20 protein-coding genes, 1 tRNA gene and 1 pseudogene are annotated in these 26,917 nt (G+C 75.3%); 11 read left to right on the top strand and 11 right to left on the bottom strand.

Annotated elements, in window-relative coordinates:
* Positions 1-643 precede the first annotated feature (643 nt).
* The 3 genes from ACFWA9_RS27275 (at position 644) to ACFWA9_RS27265 (ending at position 2,867) form a co-directional block, all read left to right on the top strand.
* On the top strand, positions 644-1,627 hold the full coding sequence (locus tag ACFWA9_RS27275; protein WP_380390441.1) for a GlxA family transcriptional regulator: 984 nt from the start codon (positions 644-646) through the stop codon (positions 1,625-1,627).
* A 313-nt stretch (positions 1,628-1,940) separates the two neighbouring features.
* Complete coding sequence (locus ACFWA9_RS27270) at positions 1,941-2,543, top strand: isochorismatase family protein (RefSeq protein WP_380390439.1); 603 nt, start codon at positions 1,941-1,943, stop codon at positions 2,541-2,543.
* Positions 2,544-2,793: 250 nt separating this feature from the next.
* Positions 2,794-2,867: transfer RNA gene (locus ACFWA9_RS27265), tRNA-Ile, on the top strand.
* A gap of 184 nt (positions 2,868-3,051) precedes the next feature.
* Here ACFWA9_RS27265 and ACFWA9_RS27260 read toward each other — a convergent pair.
* Positions 3,052-3,696 carry an HAD family acid phosphatase gene (locus ACFWA9_RS27260; protein WP_352295611.1) on the bottom strand — a complete coding sequence of 215 codons (645 nt, stop codon included), beginning with the start codon at positions 3,694-3,696 and terminating at the stop codon, positions 3,052-3,054.
* Here ACFWA9_RS27260 and ACFWA9_RS27255 point away from each other — a divergent pair.
* A complete protein-coding gene (locus ACFWA9_RS27255) occupies positions 3,689-4,645 on the top strand; it encodes a hypothetical protein (RefSeq protein WP_380390443.1) in 957 nt (318 codons plus the stop codon). The two genes, ACFWA9_RS27260 and ACFWA9_RS27255, sit on opposite strands and share 8 nt — an antisense overlap.
* Before the next feature lie 309 nt (positions 4,646-4,954).
* Positions 4,955-5,866 carry a SigB/SigF/SigG family RNA polymerase sigma factor gene (locus tag ACFWA9_RS27250; RefSeq protein WP_380390437.1) on the top strand — a complete coding sequence of 304 codons (912 nt, stop codon included), beginning with the start codon at positions 4,955-4,957 and terminating at the stop codon, positions 5,864-5,866.
* Between the two features lie 97 nt (positions 5,867-5,963).
* On the opposite strand, the gene ACFWA9_RS27245 is transcribed toward ACFWA9_RS27250, so the two are convergent.
* Together ACFWA9_RS27245 and ACFWA9_RS27240 are read right to left on the bottom strand one after the other, a co-directional pair.
* On the bottom strand, positions 5,964-6,536 hold the full coding sequence (locus ACFWA9_RS27245) for a DJ-1/PfpI/YhbO family deglycase/protease (protein ID WP_380390435.1): 573 nt from the start codon (positions 6,534-6,536) through the stop codon (positions 5,964-5,966).
* A gap of 545 nt (positions 6,537-7,081) precedes the next feature.
* Positions 7,082-7,318 (bottom strand): DUF6296 family protein, encoded by a 237-nt coding sequence (locus ACFWA9_RS27240; protein WP_329490273.1) that lies wholly within the window; start codon positions 7,316-7,318, stop codon positions 7,082-7,084.
* A gap of 294 nt (positions 7,319-7,612) precedes the next feature.
* On the opposite strand from ACFWA9_RS27240, the gene ACFWA9_RS27235 reads away from it, so the two are divergent.
* Entirely contained in the window at positions 7,613-8,500 is an 888-nt protein-coding gene (locus ACFWA9_RS27235) for a Rieske 2Fe-2S domain-containing protein (protein WP_380390433.1), read from the top strand.
* Between the two features lie 369 nt (positions 8,501-8,869).
* Here the strand turns inward: ACFWA9_RS27235 and ACFWA9_RS27230 are convergent.
* Positions 8,870-9,469 (bottom strand): annotated as a pseudogene (locus ACFWA9_RS27230) (DNA polymerase ligase N-terminal domain-containing protein); the annotation flags it as partial.
* A gap of 229 nt (positions 9,470-9,698) precedes the next feature.
* Between ACFWA9_RS27230 and ACFWA9_RS27225 the strand changes: the two are divergent.
* Positions 9,699-10,616 (top strand): AfsA-related hotdog domain-containing protein, encoded by a 918-nt coding sequence (locus ACFWA9_RS27225; RefSeq protein ID WP_380390431.1) that lies wholly within the window; start codon positions 9,699-9,701, stop codon positions 10,614-10,616.
* Between the two features lie 97 nt (positions 10,617-10,713).
* Entirely contained in the window at positions 10,714-13,320 is a 2,607-nt protein-coding gene (locus ACFWA9_RS27220) for a BTAD domain-containing putative transcriptional regulator (protein WP_380390429.1), read from the top strand.
* Between the two features lie 186 nt (positions 13,321-13,506).
* Here the strand turns inward: ACFWA9_RS27220 and ACFWA9_RS27215 are convergent, their stop codons facing one another.
* From ACFWA9_RS27215 to ACFWA9_RS27205, 3 genes are all read right to left on the bottom strand, one after another.
* Positions 13,507-14,454, bottom strand: coding sequence for a hypothetical protein (locus ACFWA9_RS27215; protein ID WP_380390427.1), 948 nt, complete (start codon positions 14,452-14,454; stop codon positions 13,507-13,509).
* Positions 14,455-14,601: 147 nt separating this feature from the next.
* The gene (locus ACFWA9_RS27210) at positions 14,602-17,319 is read right to left on the bottom strand and encodes an AAA family ATPase (RefSeq protein WP_380390425.1); all 2,718 of its coding nucleotides are present in this window, start codon (positions 17,317-17,319) and stop codon (positions 14,602-14,604) included.
* Positions 17,320-18,282: 963 nt separating this feature from the next.
* Positions 18,283-18,552 carry a hypothetical protein gene (locus ACFWA9_RS27205; RefSeq protein WP_380390423.1) on the bottom strand — a complete coding sequence of 90 codons (270 nt, stop codon included), beginning with the start codon at positions 18,550-18,552 and terminating at the stop codon, positions 18,283-18,285.
* Positions 18,553-18,839: 287 nt separating this feature from the next.
* Here ACFWA9_RS27205 and ACFWA9_RS27200 point away from each other — a divergent pair, with 287 nt between their 5' ends.
* On the top strand, positions 18,840-19,772 hold the full coding sequence (locus tag ACFWA9_RS27200) for a LuxR C-terminal-related transcriptional regulator (RefSeq protein WP_380390421.1): 933 nt from the start codon (positions 18,840-18,842) through the stop codon (positions 19,770-19,772).
* A 17-nt stretch (positions 19,773-19,789) separates the two neighbouring features.
* Here ACFWA9_RS27200 and ACFWA9_RS27195 read toward each other — a convergent pair whose 3' ends face one another.
* On the bottom strand, positions 19,790-20,605 hold the full coding sequence (locus ACFWA9_RS27195) for a 4'-phosphopantetheinyl transferase family protein (protein WP_380390420.1): 816 nt from the start codon (positions 20,603-20,605) through the stop codon (positions 19,790-19,792).
* A gap of 341 nt (positions 20,606-20,946) precedes the next feature.
* Positions 20,947-22,326 carry a sensor histidine kinase gene (locus tag ACFWA9_RS27190; protein ID WP_380390418.1) on the bottom strand — a complete coding sequence of 460 codons (1,380 nt, stop codon included), beginning with the start codon at positions 22,324-22,326 and terminating at the stop codon, positions 20,947-20,949.
* 566 nt (positions 22,327-22,892) lie between these two features.
* On the opposite strand from ACFWA9_RS27190, the gene ACFWA9_RS27185 reads away from it, so the two are divergent.
* Positions 22,893-23,846 carry an ABC transporter ATP-binding protein gene (locus tag ACFWA9_RS27185; protein ID WP_380390417.1) on the top strand — a complete coding sequence of 318 codons (954 nt, stop codon included), beginning with the start codon at positions 22,893-22,895 and terminating at the stop codon, positions 23,844-23,846.
* Positions 23,847-23,905: 59 nt separating this feature from the next.
* On the opposite strand, the gene ACFWA9_RS27180 is transcribed toward ACFWA9_RS27185, so the two are convergent.
* Positions 23,906-24,823, bottom strand: a complete 918-nt coding sequence (locus tag ACFWA9_RS27180; protein ID WP_352295578.1) for a transcriptional regulator — start codon at positions 24,821-24,823, stop codon at positions 23,906-23,908.
* 563 nt (positions 24,824-25,386) lie between these two features.
* Positions 25,387-25,680 carry a hypothetical protein gene (locus ACFWA9_RS27175; RefSeq protein ID WP_329490260.1) on the bottom strand — a complete coding sequence of 98 codons (294 nt, stop codon included), beginning with the start codon at positions 25,678-25,680 and terminating at the stop codon, positions 25,387-25,389.
* A 235-nt stretch (positions 25,681-25,915) separates the two neighbouring features.
* Between ACFWA9_RS27175 and ACFWA9_RS27170 the strand changes: the two genes are divergently transcribed.
* Positions 25,916-26,704 carry an alpha/beta fold hydrolase gene (locus tag ACFWA9_RS27170; RefSeq protein WP_329490259.1) on the top strand — a complete coding sequence of 263 codons (789 nt, stop codon included), beginning with the start codon at positions 25,916-25,918 and terminating at the stop codon, positions 26,702-26,704.
* Positions 26,705-26,917 lie beyond the last annotated feature (213 nt).

The raw sequence follows: 26,917 nt of genomic DNA, 5'->3' as shown, positions 1-26,917 counted from the left end.
CTGTTGAGTTCTCAAGGAACGGACACTTCCTTCGGACCGCCTTCCAGCGGGCCCTCCGGGCGCTTCGTTCTTTCGTGTTTCCAGCTTACCAGATGCTTTCCGCTCCGTTTACCGGCGCTTCGTTCATCCGATTTGCTTTCTTTCGGCCTTTCGGCGGTTCCGACTCTAGCAGATCGCTCTGCTTCGTCTTTCCGCGCTTCCGGCTTTCCAGAGGTTGTCGGATTATCGACCCGGGGGCCTCTCCGACCTGCTGAACTCTAGCCGAACCGCGCTTCACAAAGCGAATCCGACCGCAACCGACTTAAACACGCACAACAATTCGAGCGGAGGCGCACCGAAACGCGACCCAGCCGGGAAGAGAGGTGTGAACAAGAGGATTGGCCGCCCCGGGACCGTCCGCGCTATTGCGTGTCCGGTGCTCCCAGTCGAGCGACTAGGAAACACTACCCGCCCCTGGCGGCAGAGGCAAACCTCCCCGGCCGGCCCGGACCGGGGCTCGGCGGTCCGCCCGCCAGAGCCCGCCAGAGCCTGCCAGAGCCCCGGAGAGCCCCCGGCATGTCGTCGGCGGCCCGGACGCCCGATAGCCGGATGTGACAGATCGCCGTCATTGCGGTCGTCCGGGTGCTGCCGTGACGATGGATGCATGCCCACTCCACACCGTGTCGTCATCGCGGTCTTCCCCGATGTCGACCTGCTCGACGTCACCGGTCCGGCCGAGGTCTTCGCCCTGGCCAACCGGGAGACCGGCGGCCGGGCGGGCTACGAGATCCGGCTGGCCGGCCCCGACAGCGGGCCGGTCGTCACCTCGGCCGGGGTCCGCCTGGTCGCGGACCTCTCCTTCTCCGAGGTGGGCGCCGCAGTGGACACGCTGCTGGTGCCCGGCGCGGTGGAGCTGCGCCCCGACGGTCCGGTGGCCCGGGTCGACGAGGCCGTCGTGGAGTGGGTGAGGGAGACGGCACCGCACGCACGGCGGATCGCCTCGGTGTGCGTGGGAGCGCATCTACTGGCGGCCGCCGGGCTGTTGGACGGGCGGCGGGCGACCACCCACTGGTCGACCGCGGCCCAGCTCGCCGCCGACCACCCGAAGGTCAGGGTCGACGCCGACCCGATCTTCGTCCGCTCGGGCCGGGTGTGGACCGGCGCGGGCATCAGCACCTGCATGGATCTCGCGCTCGCGCTGGTCGCCGAGGACCACGGCGAGGACCTGGCCCTGGCCGTGGCCCGACAGCTGGTGATGTATCTGCGGCGGCAGGGCGGCCAGAGCCAGTTCAGCGTGCCGCTGAGCCGGCCCGCCCCGGCCCGCAGGGACATCGACGAGTTGCGCGTCTTCATCACCGAGCATCTCGACGAGGACCTGTCGGCCCCCGCCCTGGCCGCGCGGATGTGCCTGAGCGAGCGCCATTTCGCCCGGGTCTTCCGCCAGGAGACCGGCACCAGCCCGGCCGCCTACGTGGAGGCGGCCCGGGTCGAGGCGGCCCGCCGCCTGCTGGAGACCACTGACCAACCACTGGCGCAGATCGCGGCGGGCATCGGGATGGGCTCGGTGGAAACGCTGCACCGCGCGTTCCGCAAGCAGATCAGCACCACCCCGGCCTCCTACCGTCGCCGTTTCCGCACCACGTCCTGATCGCACCGCATCCTGATCGCACGAAGTCCTGGTCGCACCGGCGTCCTGGTGGCACCGGTGTCGTCGCCCCTGCGTCGGGATCACCGGACGCCCTGACCGCTCCCTCACCCGGCCGCCGCGGCACGCGAGTCGTCGCGACCGAGGCTCCGCCATGCCTGATTCCCGGCACCGGCACGGATACGGGCCGCCCGAATCCGCCCTGTCCACCCCTTCTCACGTCCAACCCGTTCCGGTCCGACGTCGCACCTTCCGGTCCGGCTTCCGGTCCGGCTTCCGACCGATCCGTCATCCGCCCGAAAGGACACCTCCAGCCATGTCTGCCTCCACCACCCTGCGTGACGTCATCGGCCTCGACAACACGCCGCCGCGCCTCGGCGAGAGCACCCTGATCATGATCGACTTCCAGAACACCTACCGCGGTGGCGTGATGGCGCTCGACGGCGTCGAGCCCGCCCTGGCCGCCGGGGCCCGCCTGCTCGCCGCCGCCCGCGCGGCCGGCACGCCGGTCGTCCACATCGTCAACGACGGCGGCGAGGGCACCCCTTATGACATCCGCGCCGAGATCGGTGCGATCAGCCCCGAGGTGGCACCGATCGACGGCGAGCCGATCGTCGTCAAGCAGTTCCCCAACGCCTTCCACCAGACGGAGCTGGAGAAGACGCTGCGCGACCTGGGCTCCGGACTCGACCTGGTGCTGGCCGGGTTCATGACCCACATGTGCGTCACCTTCACCGCCCAGGGGGCGTTCAACCTCGGCTACCGGCCCGCCGTCGTCGCCGAGGCGACCGCCACCCGCTCGCTGGCCGCGTCCGAGGGCGGCCTCGTGCCCGCCGCCGGACTGCAGGCGGCGAGCCTGACCACGATCACCGACCTCTTCGGCATCGTGGTCCCCACCGTCGACCAGCTCGCCGGCTGACACGTCGGCGCTGCCGACCCGGGACCCGCCGGGCCGACGGTCGGCAGCGCCCCTGTTCCGCTCGGGGGTCGGGACAGGGGCCGGGTCCGCCCCGGGCCCACACAGCTGCGCGGTGTCGGCCCGGCCACCACCGTGCTGCCGCCACGGCCCACGGCGGAGTCGGCCGGGGTCCGGGCGCATCCGGGGGCCGGGGTTGACCCGGTCGGGGCTCGGTCCGAGCTCTGCTAATGTTGGCGGGCAACATCAGCGCGGGCCTATAGCTCAGACGGTTAGAGCGCTTCCCTGATAAGGAAGAGGCCACAGGTTCAAGTCCTGTTAGGCCCACCGCTGGAACCCCCGGACGTCTGTCGTCCGGGGGTTCTTCTTTGCCCGTCGCGCTGCCTCTCCCCGGGCACGGCCTCCCGCCCCGGGCACCGCGTCCGCGTCCCGCCCGGGGCTCGGCGTGCCCACCGGCCCCGGGCGGTGTCGGACCGCCGGAGGGCGTGGGTCGACCGCCCGGCGGGGTGGGTCAGGAGAGCAGGCCGTTGTAGTCCGGCAGCTTGAAGGTGCGCTCGGCGTGGCCGCCGTCCAGGTCGGTCCAGTTGTTGCCGACGCTGGCGATGATCGTGTAGCCCTCGTTCTCGACCTCGACCCGCTCGTCCGTCTTGTACTGCTGGACCGGCTTGAACAGGTCGCACAGGTCGCGCCCGTGCAGCTCGTCCACGGTGTAGCCGGCCGCGGCCAGGCTGTGCCGGGTGATCGGGTCGATGAAGTCCACCCGCGCGGTGACGAAGATGATCGCGACCCCCCGGCTGTGGGCGTACTGCGCCAGCTCCACGACGGGCGCGATGCCCGACATCGCGAACGGGTGGAAGTGCGTGGCGAGCGTGGTGTTGTCGATGTCGAACACGATCGCGGGCTTCTCGCCGGTGGGCGTGGCCGTGCGCTGCTCGACGTACGCGCGGGCGGGCGCGATCGCGGCGCCGACGTCGGCCAGCCACTGCGCCTCGGTCACCGCACCGCTGCTCGCGGCGGCGGCGGCGACGGCCGGGGCCTTGACCGGAGCAACCGGGGCTGCCGGGGCCTTCGGGGCCGCGACCGCCGGGGTGGCGAGACCGGCGGTGATCGCGGCCGTGAGGGCCGCTGCGGCAACGAGCCGTGCCTTGATGCTCATATCGGGGAGGTGGCCTTTCGTCTGTGGGGGTCGTCGGTCGGCGCGGCGGTGGGGGTCGGTCGGTGGCGCGAGTCGCGACGACGTTGTGACCGGGCGGAGCGGGCCCCCCTCGGACGAGGTCCTCGCTCGACGGGGCCGCCGCGGGCGCCGGTCGACGGAGGGTCGAGGGCATGCCGAACGGCCGGCTGTCGGCAGGAGTCGCCACCGGGGGGGCCGAGCGCCTTCCGTCCGGCGGGAGCCGGGCGGGAGGGGGCCGAAGTCGCCGCCGACCGGGTCCGTGCAGCCGGGTCGCCCCGCGCGGCCGGGCCCGGCGTCCCATGAGGGGGCGTCAGGCGCGGTCCACCGGAAGGCCCCTGGACCCGGGGCAGTCGTTCCGCCCGGGCGAGAACGTACACCAGCCGAGGGGGCGAGCCAATACCCGCGGGTAACAAAGAATCGGCGGGCGGGCGAACATCAATCGGCGGGGCTCCGGACCCCGACGGCACGCCGCACGATCCGGCCCCGTACGACGCGCGCCGGCGACGGCGCCCCGGCGGCCCACCCGCTCACCGGCACCCGCGCACCCGACCTCGCCCTCGCCGGTTCGGAGGCGGGCCTGTTCGCCCTGCTGGACCCGACCGCGTACCTGCTGCTCGACCTGACGCCCGACGGCGCCCTCGGCGACCGCGCCCGGCCCGGGCTCGCCGTCCGCTCCGCCGTCCTCGACGGGCCCCCGGCCGCGTGGGCCGGCGTACGCGCGGCGCTGGTCCGCCCCGACGGGCACGTCGCCTGGGCGGGCACCGACCGGGACGACGCCGAACTCTCCGCCGCGCTGGACGAGGCCCTCGCGACCGCGCTTCGCCGGGCCGCCTCCGATCGGGGGCAGCGGGTCGCGGCTCCGGAGGCGGCCAGTATCGGGCCCGTGGGCGGCCGGTCCCGACCCCGTGCACAGCCGGTCTCCGGCCCGTAGGCGGCCAGGGCGGAGGGTCTCGGCCCCGAGACGGCCGGGAGCGGACGGTCTCGGCCGTGCGGGCCGCCGGGCACCCGAAGGGGCGAATCGGATGAAGCGATATAAATCGCACAAAACATGACTCGGGTGTCGTATGTCGGGTAGAACACCCGTGCGGCGTTCGCCCGGCCTACGCCGCTCCGCACCCCGCCGGGTGCCACCGGGGCCACCGGCACGAAGCCGGCCGTCGGTTCCGGAGGGAAAGAGACCCGGGGTCGGCGCACGTCACGCGCCGCCGCCGGGCGTTCACCCGATGCCCTGGAGATACCCGTGTCCACCACCCTGGAGAACGATTCCCGAGCCCCCGTACCCGCCGGCCTGCCGGCCGACCTGCCACCTCGGCCGACCGAGGCCGAGTTGCGCTCGATGGGCAAGACCGAGGCCCGTGAACTGAGCGACGCGCTCTTCGACCGCCTGGTCGCGCTGCCCCGGGAGTCGCACGCCTACAGCTACGTGCGCGGCACCGTCATCGAGCTGAACATGCCGCTGGTGCGCTTCATCGCCGCCCGCTTCCGGCACCGCGCCGAGGACATGGACGACATCCTGCAGGTCGGCACCATCGGCCTGATCAAGGCCGTCGACGGCTACGATCCCGGCCGCGGCGTCGAGTTCGTCACCTACGCGATCCCCACCATCGCGGGCGAGATCAAGCGCTTCTTCCGCGACACCTCCTGGCCCGTGCGCGTACCGCGCAGCATGCAGGAGCTCTACCTCACCGTCGCCCGCGGCTCCGACCGCCTCGAACAGCGGCTCGGCCGCCTCCCCCAGCCCGAGGAGATCGCCGAGGACCTCCACCTCACCGTGGACCAGGCCACCGAGGGGCTCGTCGCCGGCCGCGTGTACCGGCCGGACTCCCTCGACGCCCAGCGCGACCAGGACACCGACGAGACCGGCAGCGCCATCCTCGACCGCATCGGCACCTGCGACCCCGGCATCGAACTCGCCGATTTCCGCACCGCCGTCCGGCCGCTGCTGGCCCAGCTGCCCGCCCGTGAACAGACCGTCCTGAAGCTCCGGTTCTGGGACGGCTGCACCCAGTCCCAGATCGCCGAACGCATCGGCGTCTCCCAGATGCACGTCTCCCGGCTGCTCACCACCACCCTGGCCCGGCTGCGCGAGCAGCTCGACGACCAGGACGCCCCCGGCTGGGACGACCTCCCGCACGAGCCCCACCCGGACTGACCCGGACTGACCCGGGCCGGCGCCGTCGGGCGTCGAGGCGGCCCGCCCCTCGTGTGGGGCGGGCCGCCTCAGCGCGCTCGATCGGGACGGACCACGGTCAGGACGGACCGGCGGCCCCGGCGGACACCCGTAGGGCGACGTCGATGCCCCGCAGGAAGTGGTCGAGGTCGCCGGGATTGCGGGAGGTGACCAGTCGCCAGCCGTTGGCATCGTCCGTGACCAGCGGTTCGTCGAGCCAGGTCGCGCCGGCGTTGGCGAGGTCGGTGCGCAGCGACGGGTACGAGGTGAGCCGCTTGCCGAACGCCACCCCGGCCTCGGCGAGCAGCCAGGGCCCGTGGCAGATGGCGGCGACCGGGCGGCCGGAGGTGGTGAAGGCGAGCACCGCGTCGACCGCCTTCCGGTGGAGTCGGAGGGTGTCCGCGTTGATGGTCCCGCCGGGGATGAGCAGCAGGTCGTAGTCGGCGGGGTCGACCTCGTCGAGGGTGTGGGTCGGGCGCACCCGCTCCCCCGGCTCCTCGTCCCCGACGAGCGTGCGGATGTCGTCCGTGGTGGGGGCGGCGATGTCGACCCGCACGCCGTCGTCGCGCAGGTGCTGGGCGGGGACGAGGAGTTCGTCCTGTTCGACCCCGTAGTTCGTCACGATCGCGAGGACCTTGGTGTCGCTGGTCATCGTTCCTCCTGAAGGTCGGGATTGGGTGGGCGGAGACGTTCCTCGGGGCTCGGCCGTTCGGTGGGCGGGCGCAGCCCGTGCGCGGGGCCGCGGCCGCCGGCACCCCTGCGCGCCCCCGGGAGCCGGCGGGTACCCGGCTTCGCGCCCGGCATGCCGGATTGGTGGCGTCCGGTTCGGGCAGCCGCGCGGCATCGGCGGGCGGGTGGCGCCCGCCCCGGACCACCGGGAGGCAGTGGTGAGCATCGGACGACGGTCCTGGGCCCTGGCGGTGCAGAACCGGTCCGGCCGGGAGCGGGGGACGGTGAGGGTGGCGTAAATGGTGCGGGTGGCCTGCGACGACGCCCGACGGACGGCACAGGCCCACCGGGCGCCGCCCCGTCGTCCGCCGACGCACCGGCGGCGGGGCGCGGCGAGGACCGGCCGGGGCTCCCGGCCGCTGACAGCGCCGCACCCTGAGGGCGGCACCGGCCGGAGGCCCGCGTGACCGACGGGTGTCGGGTTCCCGGCGCCGTCGGTCACGGCACCGTCGGTCGCCACACCGTCGATCACGGCAGCGCGTACGCCTGGAGGCAGGGGTGCCGGCCGCTGCCGGCCGGCGCCGTGAGAACGGTGGCCACGCCGCCGGTGATCTCCACCCGCAGGCTCCCGTCCGCGCTCTCCCAGACCGGTTCGCCGTCGGGGCCCGTCGCGTCGGTCGCGTGGACGACGACGGTGGTGGGCGGGGCGTGGCCGCCCACCGGGCCGGGCAGTGTCACCGCGTAACGGCGTTCGAGGCTTCGCATGGCGGGCTCCTGCTCCCCACCCCCGGCTGACCGGCCCGTACCCGACCCGCGGCACCCGGCCGGGGCGGGCACGATCACCCGGCACCACGGCCGACGGGCCGGCGATCCGGTCGGGACCGCCGTCCGGACCTCCGGGCCTTCCGGAACTCCTCCGGTACCCGGGCGGGTCCCCCGTAGCGGCCCGCCCAAACGCCGTCGACGAAGGTGCACCCGGCGGTGTGGACCCGACCGCGTGTCGTTTCACCGGCGGCCGGATTCGGGTTTGGCGGAGCGGTGCCCGGCAAGCCGCCCGGTATGGATGCCTCAGCTCTGCACCTGCACCCGTGGTCCCGCCGACTGCGCCGGGCGCTGGACGCCCCGGCGCACTGGGAGTTCCTCGACGCCCCGGCCTCCTCGCTCGCCGACGCCGTGGAGTCCGTCCCGCTCGGGCCGTCCCGCGACGCCCTGCACGGGGTGTGGCTCGGCCACCCGCTCCACCCCGTGCTGGTCCAGCTCCCGATCGGCTGCTGGATGTCCGCGGGCCTGCTGGACTTCACCCCGGGCGGCCGCCGGGCGGCCGGCACCCTGGTGGCGGCCGGGCTGCTGACCGCCGGGCCGGCCGCGCTCGCCGGCTGGGTGGACTGGGCGCGACTCGACCCGCCGCGCCGGCGCACCGGCCTGGTGCACGCGCTGTCCAACACCACCGGTGTGCTGCTGTACGCCGGATCGCTGCTGGCCCGCTGCCGGGGGCACCACGCCCGTGGCCGGCTGCTCGGCCTGGCCGGGCTGACCGCCGTCTCGGTCGGCGGGGCGCTCGGCGGGCACCTCTCCTACCGGCTGGCCGCCGGGCCCGACCGGTCCGCCGCGGTGCCCCGGCTGGCGCCGCCCGACTGGGTCGGCCTCGGTCCGGTCGACGACTTCCCCGACGGCGAGCCCGTCCGCCGGACGGCGGGCGAACTGACCGTGGTCGTGGTCCACCAGGGCGAGCGCTACCACGTGCTCGCCGAGCGCTGCGCCCACCTGTCCGGGCCGCTGTCCGCCGGGACGGTGGTGGCCGGCTGCCTGCGCTGCCCCTGGCACGGCAGCGAGTTCCGGTTGCGGGACGGCGAGGTGGTGCGCGGCCCGGCCACCGCGCCCCAGCCGGTCCTGGAGACCAGGGTGCTCTCGGGCCACCTGGAGGTACGGCTGCCGGGGGCCGGCTGACGTCCGGGCCCGCCGAACCCCGTTCGGCCCCGTGTCCCCGGGCGCGGCCCGGGTAGGCGGTGCCGAGGAAGACGATGCCGAACGATCGAATCGAGCCCAGGAGCAGCCCTATGGGGACACCCCCGAACGACCCCGTACCGCCCAGTCCCACCCCGGCCCCGGGCCCCGGCCCGCAGCCCGGCCCCCTGCCCGGTCCGGTCCCCGGCCCGGGCGGGCCGGACCCGGTACCGCCCGCACCGCCCCGGCCGGGTCCGGACCCGCAGCCGACACCCGCCCCGGGACCGGATCCGCACCCCCGCCCCGGCCCCCTCCCGGGCCCGGGCCCGGCACCGGAACCCGTCTTCTGACGGGTCTCGTCATGCGGGCCCGGCCCGCCTCTTCGGCGACCTGCCGCAGCGTCCGTCCGCTGCGCACCGAGCGGGCCCGCCGGGGGTCGGGGGCGGGCCGGCCACCACCGTGACCGTGCCGCACCAGCAGCCAGGCCGCGCGCTCACCGGTGCCGTCCTCGCGGAACCGGGTGAGTGCCCAGTCCCCGCGCGGCTTGCGGCCGGCCAGCCGGAACGACGCGTGACCGGCGTCGAGCGCCTCCGCGAACGGGAGCTCGTGGCCGCGCCGGTCCGTACTGCGGTTCTCGTATCCGCCCTCGTCCCAGATGATCACCGTGCCGCCGCCGTACTCGGCCTCGGCGATGACCCCCTCGAAGTCGCGGTACTCCATCGGGTGGTCCTCGGTCGGCATCGCCGGCCGCTGGTCGTGCGGGTCACCGGACGGCCCCTTGGGGACCGCCCAGGACTTGAGCACGCCGTCGACCTCCAGGCGGAAGTCGAAGTGCAGGGTGCGGGCGTCGTGGATCCGCACCACGAACCCTGGCCGCGCGCCCGGTGCGGCGCGGCCGCCGCCCTCGGGTTCGGCGGTCCTGTCGAAGTCGCGCTTGCGGTGGTAGTCCGACAGCGCGTCCGAGCCGCCCATCCCGTCCTCCCTCCACCCCGCACGGCGCCTGCCCACGCCCCCCCCCCCGCGCCCGACCCGCGCGCCCGCCCGGTTCCCGGTCCACCGGCCCCGGCACGGGCCGGGTGGGAGTAGCGGTCGCGCAACTTGCTGCCACGGGGGCGGGGTGCCCGCGTACCGCCCGGTGGGGCCATGCTGGGGGGAGGGCTGTCGAGGGGGCGGCCGTCGGACGACCCGGGGAGGCGCGGCCATGGCCGTCGGGAGCACCGTGCGGGACCGCGGGGCGCCCGGGCCGGGGGCCGCCCGGCACCTGGTCCACTGTCCGCCGTCCTGGGACCACTGCCTGCTGGAGGCGCCGAGCCGCGGTGAGGAGCGGTTCCGGCTGATCGGGGAGGTCCCGGGGGCCGACGACGGGCCGGGCCACTTCCACGATCCGCTGCTGGTCGTCGAGGCGGTCCGGGAGACCGCCGAGTTCGTCGGACGGCAGTACTTCGGCGGGCCCCCGGACCGGCCCGGGTGGTTCCGCCGGTTCGGACTCGACGTGACCGAGGTGGCCGCCTGGCGGGCCGGGCGCGGTCCGGCCCGGCTGACCGCCGAGCTGCGGGCCACCCCGACCGCGACGGTCGACGGGGTACCGCGCGGCCTCGACCTCCGCCTGGAGGTGTCGCTCGACGACGTGCCGTGCGCGACGGGCACCGCGAGCCTGGCGTTCGACCCGCCCGGGCCGCCCCGCGAGCGGGCCGGGCGGTGGGCGGTGCGCGCCGCCCCCGGGGCGGCGGACGCCCCCGCCGACCCCGGTTCGGTCGGCCTCGCCTCGGCGGCGGAGGTGGTGCTGAGCGAGCCCGCCTGGGACTCCCGCGGCCGGCTCGGCAGCTGGGTCCTCCCCCGTCAGCTCTCCGCGCCGCTGCTGCTGGAGGCGGTGCGGCAGGCCTCGGTGCTGGTCGCCGGGCGCGCCGGCGGGCTGGTCCCCGGGCGGACCCTGCCGGCCTCCTGCGACGTGCGCGTCCGCGGCGTCGCCGAGGCGGACCCGCCGGTGCACTGCGCGGCCGTCGCCGGGCCGGTCGGGCGGGACACGGCGGGGCGGCCGGCCGTCCCGGTCACCCTGACGCTGACCCAGCACCGGCGGACCGTCGCCGAGGCACGCACCACCGTGGTGCAGGACTTCTGACCCGCCGCCGGCCGGCGGGCCGCCATCACCGCCGTCACCGTCGTCACCGCCGGGGACCCGGCGCACGAGAGCACAGCGAGTACGAGGGGTGGGCCCGGTGAGGTTCCGGATCCTGGGGCCGATGGAGATCGAGGGCGGCACGGGCCCGCACACACCGCGGGCGGCCAAGCTGCGGGTGGTCCTCGGCGCCCTGCTGGTCCACGGCGACCGGGTGGTCTCGGTCGACAGCCTGGTCGCCGAGCTGTGGCGGGACGAGCCGCCCCGCACGGCCACCGCCACCGTGCACGTCTACGTCTCGCAGCTGCGCAAGCTGCTGCACGCCGCCGACCCCGACCGGGGCCGGGAGCTGCTGCGCACCCAGTCCCCGGGCTACCGGCTCAGCGTCCCGCCGGACCGGCTCGACCTGTCCGAGTTCGAGCGGCTGCACCGGCGCGGCCGGGAGGCGCTCGCCGCCGGCCGCCACCGCGCCGCCGCCGACCTCCAGCGCCGGGCCCTCGCGCTCCGGCGCGGCCCGCTGCTCTCCGACACCCCGCACGGGCCGCTGCTCGAAGGGGCCGCCGCCCGGCTCGCCGAGGCCGGCGTCGCCGCCCTGGACCAGCGGATCCGGGCCGACCTCGAACTCGGCCGGCACCACGAACTGATCGCCGAACTAAGGTCGCTGGCCGCCGAACACCCGTTGCGGGAGGAACTGCACGGCCACCTGATCCTGGCCCTGTACCGGGCCGGGCGGCAGGCCGAGGCGCTGGAGGCCTTCGCCGAGCTGCGCCGGACGCTGGTCGCGGAACTGGCGATCGAACCCGCGCCGCCGCTGCAACGCCTGCACCGGCGGATCCTGGCGGGCGATCCCGGGCTGCTGCGCACGGCGGCGGGCGGCGGCCGGGCCGTCGCCGTGGCCGTCCGGGCCGGGCACGAGAGGGCGATGCCGCCCGCCGACCCGGTCTTCGCGGGCCGCGGCACGGCCCTCGCCCAGGTCGAGGAGCTGCTGCGGGACGCCCCGGCCGGATCGTTCGTCGCGGTCGCCGGGCAGCCGGGGGTCGGCAAGACCGCGTTCGCCCTGGAGGCCGCCCGCCGCAGTGACCCGTCCTTCCCCGACGGCCGGCTCTTCCTGGACCTCCACCCCGAACGAGGGCGACCGTTGCGCGCCACCGAGGCGATGTCCACCCTGCTGCGACGGCGCGGGGTACGGCCGGCGAAGGGCGCCGGGGCGGGCGAGCTCCGCGCCGCCTGGCAGGCCCAGCTGGCCGGTCGTCAACTCCTGCTGGTCCTCGACAACGCCGACTCCGAGGCGCAGCTGCGTCCGCTGCTGCCGACCACCGGCGGGAGCAGCGCGATCGTCACCGCCCGCCGGCTGCCCGCCGGGCTCGGCGGCATCCGGCCGGTGCTGCTGGACACCCTCGACCCCGAGGAGGCGCGGCTGCTGTTCGCGGCGGCCGCCGGCCCGGAGCGGGAGGCGGCCGAGCCCGCCGCCGTCCGCGAACTGCTGGAGCTGTGCGGGCGGCTGCCGCTGGCCGTCCGGGTCGCCGCCGCCCAGCTGACGGCGCGCCCGCACTGGAAGGTCGCCTGCCTGGTGGACCGGCTGCGGGACGAACGGTACCGGCTCGGCGAGCTGCGGATCGGCGAACTCGACGTCCGGGAGCCGCTGTTGCGGGCCTACCGGGACGCCCGGCCGGAGTTGCGGCAGGCCTTCCGGCTGCTCGGGCTGCTACCGGCCGGCCGGTTCGACCGCGCGACGGCCGCTGCGGTGCTGGGCCGCTCCCCCGCCGAGACCGCTCGCCTGCTGGACGGGCTGCTCGACGACCGGCTGCTGGCCGCCGACCGGACCGGCCACCACCTCCCCGAGCTGCTGCGGGTCCTGGCCGTCGAACGGCTCACCGAGGAGGAGGACCCCCAGGACACCGGGGACGCGATCGAGCGGCTCTGTGCGGAGCACGCGCGCGCGGCCGAGCGGGTCACCGCCGTGCTGACGCACGCCCGGCCCACCGGGGAGGAGCCGCACGATCCCGCCGGCTGGTTCACCCGTGAGCGGGAGGCGCTCGTCCGCGCCGTCCGGCAGGCCCACCGGGCGGGGCGGCCGGCCGCCGTCCTCCGGCTGGTGGCTGCGCTGGACGGCCACCTGGAGACGCACGCCGCCTGGGACGCCTGGGCCGAGACGCACGCGCTCGCCCTGGACGCGGCCCGGCGCTGCGGCGACCGCGGGGCCGAAGCCCGGACGCTCCGCTCGCTCGGCGATCTCGCCTGGCAGCAACGGCGCCCGGAGGAGGCCGGGGAGTACTACGGGCTGGCCCGCCGGGTCGCCGAGGAGTCCGGTCACCGGGCCGAGCTGAGCCGCGCCCTGGTCGGCCTGGCCGAACTGCGGATGGACGCCGGGGACGGCGCCGACGCCGACGCCCTGCTCGCCTCCGCCCACGCCACCGCGCTCGCCGACGGCTCCGGACCGGCCGACCCGCGGGCCCGGTTCGACGTGCTGCGCGCCCTCGGACTCCACGCGCTCGCGGCCGGTGACCACGTCCGGGCACACGCCCGCTTCACCGACTGCCTGGACCTCGCCCGCACCCTCCACGACCGCCGGCTGGAGTCCTTCGCCCACCGCGCCCTGCGCACCGCCCGGCCCGGCCCGGGCGATCACCTGGAGGTCCGCCCCGGCGTCTGGCGCCTGCCCGCCCCCGGCCGCCGGGCCGAGCCGGCGGGGCAGCCGAACGGGTAGCCGAACGGGTAGCCGAAGGACGGGCGGCCCCGGCGGGGTGGGCCGGCCGGCCCGAGGGCGGGCGAGGACGGCCAGGCGGTCGAGCGAGAACGACCCCGGGAACGAGGGGCATCGGAGAGCCGACCGCCGGGACCGGGCCGAGTGCCCCGGCGGCGGGCGGGCGAGATCAAACGTCGGCCGGGCCGGTCAGGGTGCGGCCAGGCGCGTGGCCAGGGTGGCGAGTTCGGTGCGCCAGGCGATGGTCAGCGGGGCTGCGGCGACGACCCGCCGGGTGCGGTCGAGGAGGTGGCCGATGGTGCGCTCGGCGCGGTCCGGGTCCTCGCCGCCCAGCAGCAGCTCCCGCAGCAGGTCGCCGTACCAGTCGCGGTCCCCGCTGCCGCTGACGAAGCCGCGCACCCGCCAGGCGGCGTGCAGCAGGCGGGCGTAGTCCTGGTACACCACCGCCAGGTCGCCGCGGCCGGCCAGCGCGGCGCCCATCAGCAGCGGGTGCTGGAGCGCGTACCAGCCGGTGCCGCAGCCTCGGGCGCAGCCCGCGAGGCAGCCGGCCGGCCACGGGTCGGCGAGGTAGCGGCTGGACAGCTCGGAGTCGACGTAACTGCCCCCCAGCCGGCCGATCCGCAGGTCGTGCCAGACCTGCCGGGCGGCGTCCGGCAGGCCCGCGGCGAGCCGGTCGGCGAGGGCCGTCGCGAGGTCCCCGATCAGGGAGGCCATGCCGACGCCGAACCCCTGGGCGTCACCGCACCAGCCGTTGCGCTCGTGCTCGGCCGCGTGCCGGACGTGCAGGGTCGGCGCGCCCTGCCGGAGCGGGGCGTTCTCCCGGGCGTCCCGGCGGATCAGGTAGCAGGTGTCGAGGAGCTCGAGGGCCGCCGCCGCGTCGACGGCGGGGCCGCCCGCCGGATCGCCGCCCGCCGCGAGGTAGCCGGTGAGCAGCACGGTCGGCCGGATCCGCTCGCCACCGGCGGCGACCAGGTCGGCCAGCGCCTCCACCATGCCCGCGGCCGGCGGGTCGACGGCCCGGCAGCGAGCGTGCTCGGCATGGAGCTGACCCCGCAGCCGCTCCTCGACCCGGGCCAGCATGCCGGTGCGCAGCACCTCGGGCAGGGCCGCGTCCGGCGGACCGGTGTGCGTCGTCATGGTGTCTCCGTGGGTAGGCGCGGCGTCGCACCGGGCCGGTCCGGCGGTCGGCCGGTCCGGCCGACGCCGCGGGCCCGGGGGGCTCCCGCCGCCGGTCCTCGCTGTTCACCGCGGTGCCGGACTCCCGTCACCCGGTCCGCCGGGCCGTCACACCCGGCCGCCCGAGCCGAGCAGGTGGAGTTCCGCGGGCAGTTCCCGCCGGCAGGTGATGTTGAGCTTGCGGTAGACCCGGGTGAGGTGCTGCTCGACCGTGCTGACGGTGATGTAGAGCTTCATCGCGATCTCGCGGTTGGTGTGGCCGTGCACCGCGAGCATCGCCACCCGCTTCTCCGAGTCGCTGAGCCTGGCGTGGAGTTCGGCGAAGTCGACGCCCCCGCACCGGGTGTCCTCGGACGGCCCGCCGGGTCCGCCGGGGCCGGGGGTGATCTGCTCGCACAGGGCCTGGGCGCCGCACTCCTTGGCGAGTTGCCAGGCGCGGCGGCCGACCATGCCGGCCCGGTTGGTTTCGCCGAGTTCCTTCAGCACCCGGGCGAAGTCGGCGAGCGTGCGGGCGAGTTCGTAGCGGTCCTCGGCCTCGTGCAGCTCGTCCACCGCGCGGGCGAGCAGCGCGTGCCGCTCGCGGGGCTCGCACAGGCCCGCCCGTACGCGCAGGGTGAGTCCGCAGATCCACGGGTGGGCGGCGTCCCGGTGGGCGAGCTGCTCGGCGATGAGCCGGGCGGCCTGCGGGACTTCGCCGAGCCGGATCAGTGCCTCGGCCGCGCCGCTGCGCCAGGGCATCAGCAGCGGCCGGTCCAGGCCCCAGCGCTTCAGGCTGCGGCCGATGTCGAGGAAGTCGCCGAGTGCGGCGTGGAAGCGGTGGGTGGCGAGGTGGTACTCGCCGCGGGCCCGCAGGTGGGCGAGGCCGTGGATGCTGCCGGTCAGGCCTTCGGGCAGCGGGCGGCCGAGTTCGCGGGCGGCGGTGTCGTGGCGGCCGGCGGCGGTGGCGGCCCGGATCAGGGTGGCCGCCACGCCCCCGGCGTAGACGCTGCCGCCGCGTTCGGGCAGCAAGGCCAGGGCGGCCTCGGCCCGCTGCTGGGCGCCCGCCAGGTCGCCCTGCCGGAGCAGGGCCTCGGCGTGCAGGGCGGTGAAGGTGGTCTGCCAGCCGGGTGCGCCGCGCCGGACGGCCTCCTCCAGGAACACCTGGCACCAGGGCAGGGCGCGGGCCGGGCCGTCGGTGGCGAGCAGCGCCCGGACGGCCTGCACGATCGGGGCGGCGGTGCCGTCGCCTAGCGTGGCGCCGCGCAGGAAGGTCTCGGCCGCGGCCCCGGCCGCCCCGTCCGCGGTGTACTCGGGGACCGCCCACAGGGTGGCGGGCCCCTGGGTGCGGGCGGGCAGCGGTTCGCCGGGCCGGGCGCCCGCGGCCGACGGGGCCGGGCCGGCCCACCGGGGGAACGCCGAGAGGCCGTCCAGCGGGTCGGCGCCGCGGCCGAGCCGGGCGGGCTGTCCGGCGCGCTCGGCCGCGCGGGCGGCGGCCAGCCGTTCCAGGGCCTGGCCGGCCTCGTCGATCCGGCCCTGTTCGGTGAGCAGCCGGGCGAGCGGTCCGAGCCGGGCCGGGCCGAGCCGGCCGGCCCTGAGGGTCTCCAGCGGTCCGGCGAGGCTGCGCTCGGCGGCACTGGGGTTGGTCCGCCAGGTGATGGCGGCGAGCATGGTGCGGAACTGGGCGCGCTGTTCGTCGTCGGCCCGGCCGCGGTGGGCGAGTTCGAGGCAGGCGGCGGCCCGGTCGGTCGCGCCGTCGGCGAGCAGTTGCTCGGCGGCGGTGGAGAGCACCGCCACCGCCCACGGCAGCTCGGTGGGGCCGACGGCGAGGAGCTGGGCGGCCACGGCGGTGCTCGGGGCGCCGTCCTGGTAGGCGAGTTCGGCGGCGCGGCGGTGCAGGGCGGCCCGGTCGTCCGGGTCCATCCGGTCGAGCACCGCCTGCCGGGCGACGGGGTGGCGGAAGCGGTAGCCGTCCAGGATGCCGGCGGCGCCGAGCGTGGCGCTGCCCCGGACGACGGCGCCGTCGGTGCCGCCGAGCAGGCGGACGGCCAGTTCGCGCGAGCCGAGCTCGCCGAGGACCGCGACCACCTCGGCGAGGCGGCGCGCGACCGGTCCGCAGCGGGTCAGGCAGGCGAGGACGGCCTGGGTGAAGGCGCCGCCGAGTTCGGGGGCGCGGCCGCCGGCCCGGTGCTCCTCGATCAGGGCGCGCAGCAGCAGCGGGTTGCCGCCGGCGGCGTCGGCGGGCGGCGGGGTTCTGCCGTCGGCCGGGGAGGCGGCGAGTTCCGTGCGGACCAGCCGGTCGACGGCCTCGGGGCGCAGCCGCTCGGCCCGGATCCGGACGAAGCTGCGCTGGCGCAGCAACTCGGTGCCGTAGACGGGGTCGTCGCCGCGCTCGTGGACCGACTCGGTGCAGACCAGCAGGACGCGGGCGGCGCGGGTGCGGCGGACCAGGTGGAGCAGGTACTGGCAGGACAGGTCGTCGATGTGGTGCAGGTCGTCGATGCAGATCACGGCCGGCGTGGTCTCGGCCAGCCGGTGCACGGCGGCGCACAGGGACTGCATCACGTCGATCCGGGACGGGTCCGGCGCCCCCGCCGGGTCCGGCAGGGATCCGGCGGGGGCGGCGGCGAGCAGCTGGCCCAGCACACCGAGCGGGAGGTCGTGCTCGACGGCGGTGCCGATGGCGCGCAGCACCACCGCACCGGAGGCGGCCGCGCGTTCGGCGACCGTCTCGACGAGTTCGCTCTTCCCGCAGCCGACCGCGCCCTCGATCAGGACGATCCTGGGGGTTCCCTGCAGGCTGTCCGCGAGGGCGGAGTCCAGTACGGCCAGTTCTCGTTCACGGTCCATCAGCACTTTCGGCCCCCGGCTTCGTCCGCGTCACGGTCGGCGCGCCCGCCTCACGGCGATCGCCGGAGAGTCGTGGGCGCGGTTGAGACTTGCCAGCCGGAAAGTGATCCGCCGGCGGTTCGAGTCTAGGCAGGCGGGGCCGCCCGGACGGGCCGCCGGGGGCCGTCCGAAAGCTGCACGGCAACAACTTCCCCCCGCCTCGACGGGGGCTGTCCGGGGCGGGGTGACGAGGGCTCGGGTCGGGTACGGCGGGGTCCGACCGGCCTGCGCGCGGACCGGCTTGGGTGTGGACCGGCCTGCCCGCCGATCGGCCTACGAGCCGACCGGCCTGCGCGCGGAGCGGTCTGCGCGCGGCCCGGCCTGCGCGCGGAGCGGTCTGCGCGCGGCCCGGCCTGCGCGCGGAGCGGCCTGCCGCGACCGGACGCGGTGGTTCCGGCGGGTTTCGGGGAAGGGGTGGCACCCGGGCGCCGGCGCACCGGCGGGCGGGAGGCTGCCGGGCGCCACGTCCGGGGCGAGTGGCCGTCAGGTCCGGGACGGGCGGCGGCGGGTCGGCCGACGTCGGCGGCGACGACCGGTCGGGCCGCGGCAGCGCGGAGTTCGACGGCGGGCCGCCGGGCCGCCCGGTGCGTGACGTGCGGGCCGGGACCGGAGAGCGGCGCGGGCCGCGGGCCGGGGAGGGCACCGGCGGCGGCGCGAGCGCCGGGGCGAGGGAGTACACACCTCGGGGCGCTCGGAGCGGGTCGTGACCGGCGGGCGGGGGCGCGCTCCGGCGGGCGGCGGCGGACCCACCGACGACGGGTGGAGCGCGCGGCCCGGAACGGCGGGCGGGGAACGACTCACCGCGCCCGCCCCGGCGGTCCGTCAGCCGGCGGGCGGGGCCGCGCCGGTCGGCCGCCGGCCGGGCCGGGGGCATCCGGGCACTGCCCCGCACCCCCGGCCGGTCCGACGGGTGTTCGCGGGGGATCAGCCCCAGCGGTCGTCGTCCTCGGACGCGGTGACCTTGAAGCCCAGGCGCGCGTCGGCGGCCTTGAGGAGCAGTTCCTTCTTCAGGCCCCAGTCGTCGCTCGCGACGGGGGACGGTATGAGGTGGGTGATCCCCCAGCGGTCGTCTCCGGGGCCGGTGACACCGACGCCGGAGGCCGAGCTGTGGCCGAGCCCGAGCAGGGTTGCGACACCCACCGCGAGCAGGGCGCTCTTCGCCGCCACCCGAATCCTGATGGTCGAGACCTTCATCTTGTCCCCCAAGCAGTCGGAACAGGTCGGAAACTCCGGCAGGGCGACGGCCGCACAGCCTTTCACCGCTTGCCTGGGCTCTACTCTGCCGCGCGGACAACGCCCGGTCCGAGCGGATCACCATGGCGTAAAGTTGCATGGCAGGAACTTCGCATTCCGACGGGGGCTTCAGAGTGTTCGGACACCCACAGCTTCAGACCGGCTTCGCCGAACTAGACGATCTGAGTGCGAGCGCCTATGGACACGCCGTCGAGTCGGGCCGCTTCGACCGGAATGCCATCGCCGCCGTGCTGAAACTGGACGAGGCCGAGGTCAGCCGCATCGAGCAGGTGCTGCGGCTGATGCACCTGCTGCAGCCGAGACCGGGCGACCCGAACGTCCTGGTGCCGGTCAGCCCGGACGTGGCCGCGGCCGACCTGGTCGGGCCGGCGGAGCATCAGATCCGCGACCTGCAGCAGGCGGTCACCGACGTCCGCAGCAAGTTGCTGTCGCTCAGCCCCCTGTACTTCGAGGGCCGCCGGCTGCGCAACCGGTTCGAGGCGTTCGACGTGGTCACCGACGTCGACGCGATCCAGAACATGCTCGACCACCTGGGGCAGACCTGTCGCAAGGAGGTGCTCACCGTCCAGCCGGGCGGCGCCCGCCCCTCCACGCTGCTGCCGGCCGCGCGCAAGTCCGCCGAGGGCATGCTGGAGCGCGGGGTGCGGATGCACACCATCTACCAGCACACCGCCCGCAGCGACCTCCCGACCAAGGCGTACGTCCGTGACGTCACCGCGATGGGTGCCGAGATCCGCACCGCGGACCAAGTGATCGACCGGATGCTGATCTACGACCGCGAGACGGTGTTCCTGCCGGTGCGCACCGCGGACGAGGAGGAGTCGACGGGCGCGGCGATCGTCCGTGAGCCGACCCTGGTGGCCTTCCTCTGCGCGGTGTTCGAGCACCTGTGGGACAGCGCGACCCCGTTCGTCTACGACACCCCGACCACGGACGACCTCAAGCAGTCGATCATCCGGCTGATGGCCCGGGGCTACAAGGACGAGATGGTGGCACGCCGGCTGGGCATGTCGGTGCGCACCTGTCGTCGTCACATATCGGAGATCACCGAGGAGCTGGAGGCCACCAGCCGCTTCCAGGCCGGGTACAACGTGGCGATGGCGGGTCTGCTCGGGAAGGGGCCGGCGGGCGCCGAACCGCCGCCGAAGCCGCCCGCCTGACCGGGCACGGGCTCGCATCACGCGCGGTCGTGGTCGGGCCCGGTTGTCATATTCATGTCTTCGAGGGGGCCGGGCCCGGCGTCGTAGACCGCGACGCCGACCCGGTACCCGCTGTCCAGTTCGAAGGTGTGGAACCCCCACTCCTCGCCGGTCCCGGTGCTGCCGTCGGGTCGCCGCACCGGGACGGGCCGGCCGTCCGGACCGAAGCCGAACTCCGTGAAGTCGAACCGCATGCCCTGCCCGGTCGCCTTCCGGTACGCCTCCTTGAGGGTCCACAGCCGCACCAGGGCCGGGTTGCGCTCCTCCTCGGCCTGCGCCGCCAGCGTGATCAGCTCGTACGCGGTGCACACCTGGCGGCTCAGGCCGCCCTGGTGCATCGGGCGCTCGGCGGGCTCGGCGTCCACCCCGATCAGGCCCCGGGTGGTGATGCCCAGCAGCAGCAGGCCGTCGGCCTGGCTGAGGCTGATGTCCACCCGGTCGCAGCCGCGCAGGTACGGCCGGCCGGTGGGGCCGTACGCCAGCTCCGGGGCGTCCGGGCCACCGTCCGGGAGGGCGGCGGCGGCGTGTTCGAGCAGCGCCCTGGAGGCGGCGTGGCGGTGGCGCACCTCGGGGTGGGCGAGGTCCAGGTAGCGCGACCGGTCCCGGTCGAGCGGCCCGCGCGGTTCCCCGCTGCCCGGGGGGACGGGCACCAGGTCGGCGAGATCGGCGTGGACCACGGCGGTGCCGTACGCGGCCAGGTCGGCGCGCACCCCGTCCCAGGACCCGCCGAGGGCGGCCACCCGCCTGGGCCGGCCGACCGGCGGTCCGATCGTGGAGTTTCCCGGGTCGGTCATGCTCGTCGCTCCAGAACTGGGTGGGTCGTTGCGGGGCCGCGCGCCTGCGGGAGGGCGCGGTGAGGGGCGGGGACGCGGTGAGGGGTCGCGGCGCGGTGAGGGGTCGCGGCGCGGTGGGTCCGTCGACGCCCCGGAGCGCAGCGCACGGCGGCCCGGGCCCGCGCGCGCCCGGTAGTGCTGACGGAACGTGACATGACACCCCCCTCGGGTCGTCTCCGGTCCTGCGGATCCCGCACACCGGGCCCGTCGTACGCCCGATGGTCGCGCGGACCGCTAAAGCCCCGCTTAGGTGCGGGATTTCTCGCGATCGGTGCCCGGGGCGGCCGCGCACCCGTGGGCGGTCAGCGGCAGGGGCGGCCCGCCCCGCCCGAGGTGGCGGCCCCGGGCGCGGACAGCGCGCACGGCAGCTCCATGGTCAGCCGGGTCGGGCCGCCGGGCGGGCTGCTCAGCGTGAGCGTGCCGTCGAACGCGGCGAGCCGGCACTGGATGCCCCGCAGCCCGCTGCCCAGCCGGGGGTCCGCGCCGCCGTGGCCGTCGTCGGCCACCTCGGCCCGCAACCGCCCGGCGGCGTGCGAGAACTCCACGCTGGCGCGCCGGGCACCGCCGTGCTTCACGGCGTTGGCGAGCGCCTCGCTGACGGCGAAGTAGACGGCCGACTCGACCGGCACCTCGGCCCGGCCGGGGACGTCGGCCCGCACCTCGACCTTCAGCGGGACGTCCAGGGCGAGGGCGCGCACCGCGGCGACGAGTCCCCGCTCGGCGAGGACCGGGGGGTGGATGCCCCGGACCAGGTCGCGCAGCTCCTGGAGGGCCCGGACGACGTTCGCCTGGGTCTCCGACACCAGCTCCTTCGCCGCCTGCGGATCGTGGTCGATCAGCGCCCCGACCGCGCCGAGGCGCAGGCCGACCGCGACCAGCCGGGCCTGGGCGCCGTCGTGCAGGTCGCGTTCGATCCGGCGCAGTTCGGGAGCCCGGGCCTCGCCGAGGTCCGGGCGGCCCCCGACCGGCGGGCCGCCCCGGCCGGTCGGCGCGGCCCGCTCGGTGGGCCCGAACAGAGAGGTCGGCGCGGCCCGCTCGGTGGGCCCGAGCAGGGCGCGGGTCCAGCGGCCGTGCAGGCGTAGCACCCGCTCCGCCAGACCGAGGCCGGCCGCCGCCAGGGCGAAGCCGAGGAGCGCGGTGTCGGCGCCGTCCAGCGGGAGGAGGGCGGTGTGCAGGGCCGGCTGCGCGAGGCCGGCCAGGCCGCAGCCGACCAGGAGCAGCGGGACGGCGGCGGTCGCACCGCCGATCAGCGGGTTCAGCAGCACCCAGAGGTAGTCCCGCCAGGTCGCCGGGTCGGTCCAGAGCCAGCGGACGGTGCGGGTGTCCCCGGTGGGCCGGCCGCTCCGCTGGTGCTCCCCCGTGGTCGTCCTCCGGAGGGGCGGCGGGCGCTCCGGCTCCGGGCGCGGCAGGTAGGGCGACGGCACGGGCACCCCGGACCACGCCCCGGCCAGCCGCCGGGCGAGGCCGGCCGCCGCCCTGGTGAGTCCGGTGACCGCGGGGAACAGCGGGAAGACCCCGAGGCAGAACCAGAGCACGAAGCCGATCAGGGTCGTGACGAGCAGTCCGAGCGCGGGCGGGACGAGGACGGCCAGCACCGCCAGCCGGCCGAGGGCCGTCGCGTGCCCCCGCGCCCGGGCGACGGCGGGCAGGCCCGTCGGCCGCTCGGCCGCTGGGGACGGCATGCTGCTCACGGCTCCTCCGGCGGTCGGTTCGGTAGCGTCCGCTCGACGCCGTCCACTGCGGTGGTCGCTCCGGGACCTTCGGCTCCGACAGTAGGGCGCGCGGGCGGCGGCCAGGAGCCACTCGGCCACCCCTTAGGGGTGGCGGCGTCCCCGACCCCTGTTCGCGGGCCCCGGAACAGGGGTGCCGGTCGCGAAGTCAGGGGTTCGCCACCGCACGGCCGGCGCCCGGTGTCCGGTTCCCCGCCTTCCCGTGGTTCGTGCACCGAGGTCGTTCCGCTCGCCGGTCCGTTCGACCGATCCGCCGGGAGCACACTCGCCTCTCCCCCGGACTCGGCGATTTCCGATCGTTTTCCCTCCTCCTGCCCATTCCACCGGTCGTCTTGTGCACGGAATCGATTCGGCGGGATATCCCTGGGGCGTCTTGAAATCGAACAGTCAGGAAAGCCGGTGGGGGTAGGCCCACTGCGTACGGGGCATAGCGGGGTGGCCGCGGGGCCGGGCGAACCGTAGGTTCTCCAGTCCGGGCCGACACCGGCACGCGCAGCCAGCATTCGAAAGGACAACCGATGTCCGTGGTGATCGAGGTGCGGAACCTGCACAAGACGTACGGTGACCGGGTCGCGGTCGATGACGTCTCCTTCTCCGTCGAGGAAGGTGAGATCTTCGGGATTCTCGGGCCGGCTGGTGCGGGCAAGACCACGATCCTGGAATGCCTCGAAGGGCTCCGGGACCGGGACGGCGGCCGGATCGAGGTGCTCGGCCGCGATCCCCGGCCGGAACGGACCGGGGTGACGCGGCAGATCGACGCCCGCCTCCAGGACGACCGGGCACCCGACCACCCGCGGATCGCGGAGGCGCTGTCGCTCTTCAGCTCGTTCTACCGCGACCCCGGCGACTGGCAGCGGCTCATGGACGCGCTCGGCTTCACCACCGGGAACGGGACCGAGACCGCCGGGAACGGGACCGAGGTGGCCGGTCCGGCGTCCGGTCGGCCGGACCAGCGGCCGGACCAGCGGCCGGACCAGGTGCTGGCGAGCGCGCTGGAGCGGGTCGGGAACCCGAAGGTGGCGGTCTTCGACGAGCTGACCACCGGGCTGGACCCGCGGTCGCGGCGAGACACCTGGGAGCTGATCGAGGCCGTTCGCGCCAGTGGCGTCACCATCCTGCTGGTCACCGGTTCCTGGGAGGAGGCCGAGCGGCTGTGCGACCGGGTCGCGCTGATCGACCGGGGCCGGCTCACCGTCACCGACACGCCGGCCAGGCTGCTGGAGCGCGTCCGGAGCGGGCAGCGGATCCAGTTCCGCCCCTCCGCCCCGTTCGACCACCGCCTGCTGGCGCGGCTGCCCGAGGTCAGCGGCGTCAACCGCCAGGGCGACCACGTCGTGGTGACCGGCACGGACGAGGCCCTGGGGAAGGTCACCTCGCTGCTGGCGCGGCACCAGGTCCTGGCCGAGAACCTCCGCGTCGACCAGGACGCCCTGGAGGCGTTCCTCGGTCTGATCAGCAGGCGCTCCGCCTGAGCCCGCACGGGGGCGCGCGGACCGCGGCGCCCCCGGACACCGTCCGGCCCCCTGCCGCCCTACTCGGCGGCGACGACCTGGGCCCGCCGGTTCAGCTCCTGGGCGAAGTCCTCCCAGATCTGGGAGTTCTGACGGGAGAGCTGGACGATCAGCTCGATGCAGTGCGAGGGCACGGACGCGCAGATGTCCGACATCTCCTTGGCGCCCAGCACGTTCTCCTTGAACATCCGCAGCAGCCGCCGGCCCAGCTCGTTCTGCCGCAGCGACGGGTCCCGCATGAGCTTCTCCAGCGTGACGGTCGAGGGCGGACCGACGACGACCGGGGTGCGGTCCGGCTGCTGGTCCCGGGCGGAGCCCGCCGGGGTGCCGGCGGGGGTCCGCTGACAGGGCACGGGACCCTCCCCGCGCTCCAGCCGCCGGCGCACGTCGAGCGCCGTCGCGGGCGAGACGCCGGCCGACCGGGCCACCTGGCGCAGCGAGGCCTCGGGGTTCTCCCTGATCAGCTCCGCCACCCGCAGCCGCCCCGTCGCGCCGTTCAGCGGTCGGACCTTGCCGTCGCGCCCCACCCGGAAGTTCGAGGCGGGCACGCAGTCGGAGGAGCGGCGCAGCTCGGCGACCGCCCTGGCGCCCAGTCCGGTCGACTTGGCGACGGCGCGGTCCGACATGGTGGGGTGCGACTTGAGGATCCGCAGCGCGGCCGCGTTGCGATCGGCCTGCGACAGCGGAAGGCCGTGCTCGATGTTCGACTCGACCGCCTTGAGGAACGCCTCCTCGCTGCTGCCGTCGAAGAACCTGACGTCGATCGTGTGGCGCCCCTTGAGGGAGGCCGCCATCAGCCGGTGGATTCCGTCGATCACCCGCATCGTCCGCCGGTCGACCAGAATCGGCGGCAGCGGACTCTCGATCGCCGCCAGCCGCAGGACGTGAATCTTGTCCTCACCCTCCAGACGCGGTGAGTCCCCGGGCAGGATCTGCATGATCGGAACCGAGACGATTTCCGACTCGCCAATCCAGTGCTCATCAATTCTGAGCGGCATGACACTGTGGGCTAGAAGTCCCATACTGCACCCCCATGACAACTCGGTCGAGTCATTTGCAGCGGAAGCGGAAGCTGTCTGTTCCGGCAGGTCGGCAGCCGGAGGAACGTCGCACCGACCCCCAAAAGTCAATAGCGTTCGATCGGATTAACCAGAACCGCACGCTAGCAGCCCCGGACACCGCCCCGGAAGCTTCCGCCTGGGGATATAGGGGTCCCCTCACCGGATGTAAGGGCCCCCCGATTCCCCCCTCCTACCGGCCTGCTCAGGCCGCGGCCGGCCCCTGCCCGGGGAGGGCCGGAAGTGCTCGACGGGATGGCAGGGGGTGCTCCACGGCGTGGCCGGAGGTGCTCGACCGGACGGCCGCGGCGGACGGCCGCCGGCCGCACGGAAAACGCGGCGGAGCTCCGGTCGGGGTGACTCGAAAGTTCACCCTCGGCCGGAGCTCCGCCGCGTTCACACCCACCGCCACCTGGGCGGTTTCTTCGTCTCGTGCCGACAGGCTAGGCCGCCTCGGCGGCCGCCTCCTCGACCGGCGCCTGCGGCACCGCCGGGACGCTGAGGCCCGGGACCGTGAGGTCCGGAACCGTCTTCACCGTCTCCAGGGCCGACTCGATGGCCTCGGCCAGGGAGGGCGCGACCTCGTCGTCGAACTCGATCCTCGTGACCGGGACCTCCGCGTTGGTCGGAAGCGCATCGGTCGAGAAAGTCGCGCCGGCGAAACCCGCGTCCTGCAGGATCGTCGATTCCTCGTCGGAGATCTCCCGACTGAGCACCAGAGAGAACTTGTGTCCCACGTACGTCACCTCTCAATGTCGCCGCGTATTTTGGAACAGTAACCGGGATCATCGGGGCAACGCAACAGGCAGCCACGCTCCCTCGGTTCAAAGGAATACCAGTCGGCCGGCCGCCCGGCCACCGTTCAACTGTCGCCCGCTCGCCAGTTGAGCGGATAACGCGGGGCCGGGCCCGCCGATCTCCTTGCCGCCGTTCCGGCAATTCGCTATGTTCGGGTTCAATTGACAATCCGGTATGACGACCTTCTGGAGTGGCATGTCTCGGCCTTCGCCCGGAGATGAACTGTGGTGCCGACGTTTTCACCCTGCCGAAAACGCGACCGCCCGACTCGTATGCCTCCCGCACGCGGGCGGCTCGGCCTCCTTCTACCTTCCGGTCTCGGCGGCACTGAGCCCCGCGGTCGACGTCCTCGCCATCCAGTACCCGGGACGGCAGGACCGGCGGATGGAGCCGGCCATCGACGACCTGGCGGTCCTCGTCGACCGCCTCTACGAGGTGCTCCGGCGCCAGCCGGAACTCCCGCTCACCTTCCTCGGCCACAGCATGGGGGCCGTCATCGGGTTCGAGCTGACCCGTCGACTGGAGGCCGACGGGCACGCTCCGGTGCGGCTGTTCGCCTCCGGGCGCCGCGCGCCGTCGACGGTCCGGCAGGAGAACACCTTCCGCAGTGACGACGCCATCCTGGCCGAGGTCCGCCGGCTGAGCGGCACCGCGTCGGCCCTGCTCGGGGACGAGGAGATGATGCGGGCCGCGCTGCCCGCCCTCCGGGCCGACTACACGGCGGTCGAGGGCTACCGCTGCGCGCCCGGGATCACGGTGAACAGCCCGATCACCGTGCTGACCGGCGACAACGACCCCAAGACGACCCTGGACGAGGCGAAGGCCTGGGCCGAGCACACGACGGCGGAGCTCGACCTGCGGGTGTTCGAGGGCGGGCACTTCTTCATCAGCGAGCGGAGCAAGGACGTCATGCAGGTCCTCGTCGAGCACTTCCGGGGTGCGGGCGCCCGGACCGCCGGCTGACCGCCCGCCGCACCACCCGAGGCCTCCACGGCTCTCAGGCCCCGCAACGGCCCGGCACGTCCGGGTGGTTGCGGGGCCTTCGCCGTCCGTCCCGCCGCGCCCTTCGCACCCGCTGCGCTCCGCCGGCCCGGAGACGGTTCGCCGGCCGATCGACGCCGCCGCCCACGGACCCCGGACACGCCGGAGCCGTGCACCGACCGGACGGTCCCGGTC

It is taken from the genome of Kitasatospora sp. NPDC059973, assembly GCF_042737525.1.
Taxonomy (GTDB): Bacteria; Actinomycetota; Actinomycetes; order Streptomycetales; family Streptomycetaceae; genus Kitasatospora.
The sequence above is the reverse complement of the archived record's forward strand: the minus strand, read 5'-3'. Positions and strand labels throughout refer to the sequence as shown.